Source organism: Gammaproteobacteria bacterium, assembly GCA_013001575.1.
Lineage (GTDB): Bacteria > Pseudomonadota > Gammaproteobacteria > Steroidobacterales > JABDMI01 > JABDMI01.
In genome coordinates, this window is sequence record JABDMI010000113.1 from 1 (window position 1) to 5387 (window position 5387).

General features: G+C 48.3%; 5 protein-coding genes. 2 read left to right on the forward strand and 3 right to left on the reverse strand.

What is annotated here, in order from left to right; all coding sequences use genetic code 11:
• Window positions 1-209 precede the first annotated feature (209 nt).
• The 3 genes from HKN88_09155 to HKN88_09165 form a co-directional block, all read right to left on the reverse strand.
• Window positions 210-491: a hypothetical protein gene (locus HKN88_09155; protein ID NNC98222.1), complete on the reverse strand. Its 282-nt coding sequence runs from the start codon at window positions 489-491 to the stop codon at window positions 210-212.
• Window positions 492-572: 81 nt separating this feature from the next.
• Window positions 573-2090, reverse strand: coding sequence for a DUF11 domain-containing protein (locus tag HKN88_09160; GenBank protein NNC98223.1), 1518 nt, complete (start codon window positions 2088-2090; stop codon window positions 573-575).
• Window positions 2091-2092: 2 nt separating this feature from the next.
• The gene (locus tag HKN88_09165) at window positions 2093-2857 is read right to left on the reverse strand and encodes a hypothetical protein (GenBank protein NNC98224.1); all 765 of its coding nucleotides are present in this window, start codon (window positions 2855-2857) and stop codon (window positions 2093-2095) included.
• A gap of 592 nt (window positions 2858-3449) precedes the next feature.
• On the opposite strand from HKN88_09165, the gene HKN88_09170 reads away from it, so the two are divergent.
• Both HKN88_09170 and HKN88_09175 read left to right on the forward strand, forming a co-directional pair.
• Complete coding sequence (locus HKN88_09170) at window positions 3450-5114, forward strand: peptidase (GenBank protein ID NNC98225.1); 1665 nt, start codon at window positions 3450-3452, stop codon at window positions 5112-5114.
• The coding region (locus HKN88_09175; GenBank protein ID NNC98226.1) for a hypothetical protein at window positions 5107-5387 on the forward strand (281 nt) is incomplete at its 3' end. The genes HKN88_09170 and HKN88_09175, both read left to right, overlap by 8 nt.

Consider the following 5387-nt stretch of genomic DNA (forward strand, 5'->3'; position numbering starts at 1 on the left):
CTGGAATCGGATTGTTGTGCCTGTAGGCCAACTAATGCGATCAGTAAAATGGCGGGTATAAATAATCTTTGCAGGTATTTTTTCATAGTTTCAGTGACTTGTAGATATTAATAATAAGCAGTAAAGCATCGGATGCTCCTATACGATCATCAAGACCTTGGCCAGGGTTCATTTATTACTCGCCATTCTTCGACCTTGTTGAATAAGGCTTATTTCTTTTTGACCACCCAGGCGATGAATGTTTTCATCCACTCGGCATTTTTTAAAGCATCCAGAGTATTGAACTCGCGGCCCAGGGTTTTTTCGTCTTTTTGTGTATGAATAAAGTGATGGCAATCCTGACAAATATCAAGCCCGCGTGTTTGCATTTCACTTTTTGTAAACCGGCTGCGAAAGTATTTTTTACGATGGCACATGCGCGGGATAAGATGATGAAAAGTTAAAAACTGATTGCGTCCGCACAACGCACAGGCTGCAAGTTCATTTTGCATAGATCTCATCATACACAATAAAAAAAGACCGCCTCAGCGGTCTTTGAATAAAATTTCGCACTTATGCGGATGTGTTCATGGCTAGTAAGCGTTCATATCACTGGAAAAAACCACCGGCACGGTATACGTAACAAAATTAACCGCTTCACTGGCATCGGCATCAATACTGATGGCCAAGTCAGAAAAACTTGGGTCACCGGTGGTACCAATCGGGGTCGTACAACTGGCGGCTCCGATTGCTACACAAGTAACCGCTCCATTCAAAGTAACCCCCAGTGGTAAAATGTCCTGAATGGTCGCGCCACTGACATCCGACGGTCCCAGGTTGGTTACTGTGATGGTGTAGGTTCCGCTGGTACCCGGCGTATAAGTCAATGAACTGTCATCTTTAACAACTCTGAGATCGGCCGATTGTATGTCCAGAAAGTTTTGACCAGTGACATTCACTGAGCCCAGGCTTACCGGTATGCGGTTATAGGCCGGGTCAGTGGTATCACCTTCGATATCGGTGACTGAAACATAGCCGCCAGGATCGGTTTCAATGATCACGTAATCATCGGGCAACAGGTCAATAAAACTGTATGCGCCATTCACATCCGTTAACTGGGTGTCCAGTGCGCCACCGATCGGGTTGCCACTCGCGTCCGCTTCGAAGATTTGCACACTGACACCACTTAAGGCCACGTCACCGGCGCTAAATACGCCATCGCCGTCGGCGTCTTCAAAAACACTGCCACTGACATCCGGCGCATAGCAAAATCCCGTGTCATTGATGATGCTGATGCCACGTGTGCCGCCAAGGTCTGCTCCGGCCTCGACACCATCGGCATACACTATGGTAATCGCATCAACTGGGGTGCTGAATTTTACAAAAACGGTGCCACGATCCGGGTGCTGATTTCCGGTTCCGGTTGGAAATACATTGACTCCGGTTAATTGTGCGGTTGCGGTATTAGCGGATACGGTCAGACCGGGATCCGTGGGGCCAGTCACGGTATATTCCGGGGTCAGTGTCGGTGTCACGGCGTTGCTCATATAACTGCCGGTTACCGTCACAACATCCTGGCGTTCACGCGTGCCCGGATCACTGTGATCAATATCAGAAATAGAGAATTCAAGCTCTGAGACGGGTTCGGACAAAGTAACATCCAAGATCACATCAATATCTATCGGGTTATTTGACGTGTCAGTTGAATTAATGATCACGTCCAAAGCAGCGTCTATACTTCCATTTCCATCGGTATCGCCAGGGCCAACAACATCCCCTACGTCATCGGGCGTGTCTTCTGCTACATCAGCACGTTCCTCAAACGAGCGGATCAGGTTTGCCATGGTTGAATCACCGCTTATGGCAAAGTCAAATGTGATGCCGCCTACAACAAAGGACTCATTCAGGTCAGGAGTGTAATCACCGGGACCGTTAGTGAGATTGACCGGAGTAGGCCAATCTATTGCGGGCGCATCCCAGTCCAGAGCAGCCTGATTGACCACTGGACAAGTTAATGCCGCCGACAGATTTTGCGTGCCTATTTGTGTAGCGAGTAAAATACCCAGTGAAAGGCTTAGGTGCAGGGTCTTTTTTGTCTTGAGTTTATTCATGATCATGGTGGTTCAGGAGTGCCGTCTAATATTATTACAATGCCCTGTACGCTATTGGTCACCGCGGACCCAGGGGCAGGAACTGCATTAACTTCAAAGCGCTCGTTCAATTCAGTAATGTCGTCACTGAGTATGGGAATATTAATGGTAATTGAAGGGTTTGAATTGTCCAGAGCGGCATTGATGCTGAGGGATTCATAATCACTTATGCCGGCAGTCAATGGCACGGTCGTGATCAGGATGCCCGCAATGCATTCTTCCGGAACAGCGCTGTCGTCTAATGAGATAACAAAGTTTGCATTAGTGCTTTCACGCTGAGTTCGTTGCAAAGGTGAAATACTGATGGTGGTGGTGAAGTCACATACCGGTGCAGCAATATAGAGACCGTATCCCGAACCGTCACCACTTTTTTCACACCCCGACTTTATCCATATGCCCTGCAAGAGTTTGCCGGCGTTTGCACCAGTGCCGGATAATTCCTGTGAATAGAGGTCGGTGCCTGAATTGATCTCGAATTTCTGTTCGACGCCATCGACAAAGTGCAACACCACATTCGAGAGGCCTTTATCGGAAATGGCCAGCACGCTGAGCAGGGAGGTCGAGAATTCTGCCTCAATATTGGAGACACAAGAAGATCCGTCCTTGCTGTCATCGGCCAGTACATAACTTGTTTGCGATAGCGTAACGACAAGGCCAAGCACCAGCACTAAGACTTTTAGAGAATAATCCGTTCGGAGCGTGAAATTCTTTAATTTTGGGATTGTCATTTTCACTTGGGCCTAATGGTATTTTTGAGGATTGTTAGCATGATCTTATTTTTCATTATTCAACAACAAGTGGCGAGATCTTACTATCTGCACGACTTGGAGCTTCACTGGCACGGTTTATTAAATTACGAAATGTTGTGAGTGAAGTACGGGAAATTTAAAAGAATAAATTACAGCAATTTTTTAGAAATTACAAGGAATTAGGTGGGCTAATGCACTCCAGTTCACATAAATTAACTCACTCTGGGGCTGAATAACACTATTTTTATTTTTTGTGGGTATAGTTAATATATCTAATTGAACTTTTATAATTAAACTAACGATTCTGTTTATAAACCAGATTATTGTTATCAAGCCCATATCCAGCGTTGCTTGGCTTATGTTCGGAATGCACATGCATGTGGGCTCGGGATGCGTGGTTTCATTTCTTGAAATTGTCAATGATCGTATTTTTTCAGGTCTGGCGTTTTACCTGGAGAGCAGCCTTGTTTGCAAATTGAAGGAATTTTGCTTTAGTTGGTTTGTCTCAATTTCAGGTAGACTACACCAATTTAAAATTTAACCCAGACCCAAAATTATGTACTCGTTTAATATGTGCCCGAGGCAGTTTATTGCCACTGCCGCGATTGTATTATGCTTATCGGCCTGTGGCGGAGGCGGTTCAGATTCTGCACCAGCGCCAATAGTGTCACCCCCGCCACCCCCGCCTGTGAGTAGCGGACCCACCTGGACCAAAGGGGTGTTCGAAGACGAAAGTCAGTTTAAAGATCGCTGCGAAAACCCGCGTAGTGGCACAAACCCCGCCACCGGCAATCCGTTCCCGGACATGGCCGGCTCAATTCTGGAAGAAAACCACTGGTTACGTTCCTGGAGTAATAATACCTATCTTTGGTACAGTGAAATAGACGATCAGGATCCCGCCGGCTTTAATGATCCTTTGGTGTATTTTGACGAATTGATCACCACCGCGGTCACGCCGTCGGGTAACCCGAAAGATCAATTCCATTTCACTTACGATACCGCCGAATACCAGGAACTGATCTCCAGCGGGTCTTCAGCCGGTTACGGCGCGGAATTTGCGATCATTTCGGGCGCGCCGCCGCGTGAGATACGGGTTTCTATTGTTGAGTCAGGATCACCCGCCGCCAACTCTCCGGCGAGTTTATTGCGCGGTACAGAAATCCTCGAGATCGATGGCGTGGATGCGGTCAATGGCGGCACCCAGGCAGATGTAGATGTTCTGAATGCAGGGCTGTTCCCCAATGCGGCGGGCGAAATGCACACATTCACAGTGCGCGATATTGGCAGTTCGACAACTCGCAGCTTCAGCATGACCTCGGAAAGTGTGACCTCGGCAGCCGTGCACACCGTCAAAATAGAAAACACTCCAAGCGGCGATACGGGCTACATCCTGTTTAATACATTTGGCATCCGGGATGCCGAAGAGCAGCTCATTGACGCCATGACCCAGTTGTCAAATGCCAATGTCAACGAACTGGTGCTGGATCTGCGTTACAACGGCGGTGGCTTTCTGGATATCGCCGCGCAGTTGGGCTACATGGTGGCTGGCGCTACCCGCAGCAACGGCAAAACCTTTGACAATCTGACCTTCAATGACAAACATCCCAACATCAACCCGGTAACCGGTGAAACCTTAAACCCGACACCATTCCACAGCACCTCACTCGGGTTTTCCAAACCGTCGGGTCAAGCCTTGCCACAATTGAATCTGGACAGAATCTTTATTTTGTCCACTGCACGCACCTGTTCGGCCAGTGAAGCGGTCATCAACGGTCTGCGCGGTGTGGATGTGGACGTGGTCTTGATCGGCGATACCACTTGCGGCAAGCCTTACGGGTTTTACGCCACCGATAACTGCGGCACCACCTATTTCACCATTCAGTTCAAAGGCGCCAATGACAAAGGCTTTGGCGATTACGCCGACGGCTTCACCCCGATGAATACCACTGGGCCGGTGGGGGAATTGGTGCCGGGATGTAATGTGGCCGATGATTTCCTGAATCAATTGGGCGACAGCAATGAGGCCTTGTTCTCAACCGCACTGGCCTACAGTCAATCCGGTTCCTGTCCTGCCGGTTCGAGCAGTACCAAATTTTCCAAGCTTCGTCTGCAAGACCAGCTTCAGGATGAACGACCGGGTTCCTTGTATAACTCCGAACACTTGCGCCGGCATTTGTTAAAACAACAAGTGCGTGATGCCGGACAGCGGGTTTCACAGGAGATGGTCAATGAATAGACTTTTTATGCTGATCGGTGGCTTGCTTGGTGGTGTGGGCTTGAGTTTGTTGTGGGGCTGTAAAACCATGAGTGTCGCTGAACCGCAGGCAGCCATATTAATTGAATCGGATCAAAACACTTTATTAGAGATCACTAAAGTGGTCTCGCAAGCTTTCGATGGCAAAAGCGTCAGTTTGGCAGAAAGCATTTTGCAGACCAGTAATGAACTGGTGGTGGTGCCCAACGATCCTGAAACACTGGACGGTAAACTCAGCGGGCGACTCATGACGCG

Bases quoted from the DNA above. Each gene is read 5' to 3' on its own strand.
- HKN88_09155 (NNC98222.1), bottom strand. From the start codon at position 491: ATGCAAAATGAACTTGCAGCCTGTGCGTTGTGCGGACGCAATCAGTTT.
- HKN88_09165 (NNC98224.1), bottom strand. From the start codon at position 2,857: ATGACAATCCCAAAATTAAAGAATTTCACGCTCCGAACGGATTATTCT.
- HKN88_09160 (NNC98223.1), bottom strand. From the start codon at position 2,090: ATGAATAAACTCAAGACAAAAAAGACCCTGCACCTAAGCCTTTCACTG.
- HKN88_09170 (NNC98225.1), top strand. From the start codon at position 3,450: ATGTGCCCGAGGCAGTTTATTGCCACTGCCGCGATTGTATTATGCTTA.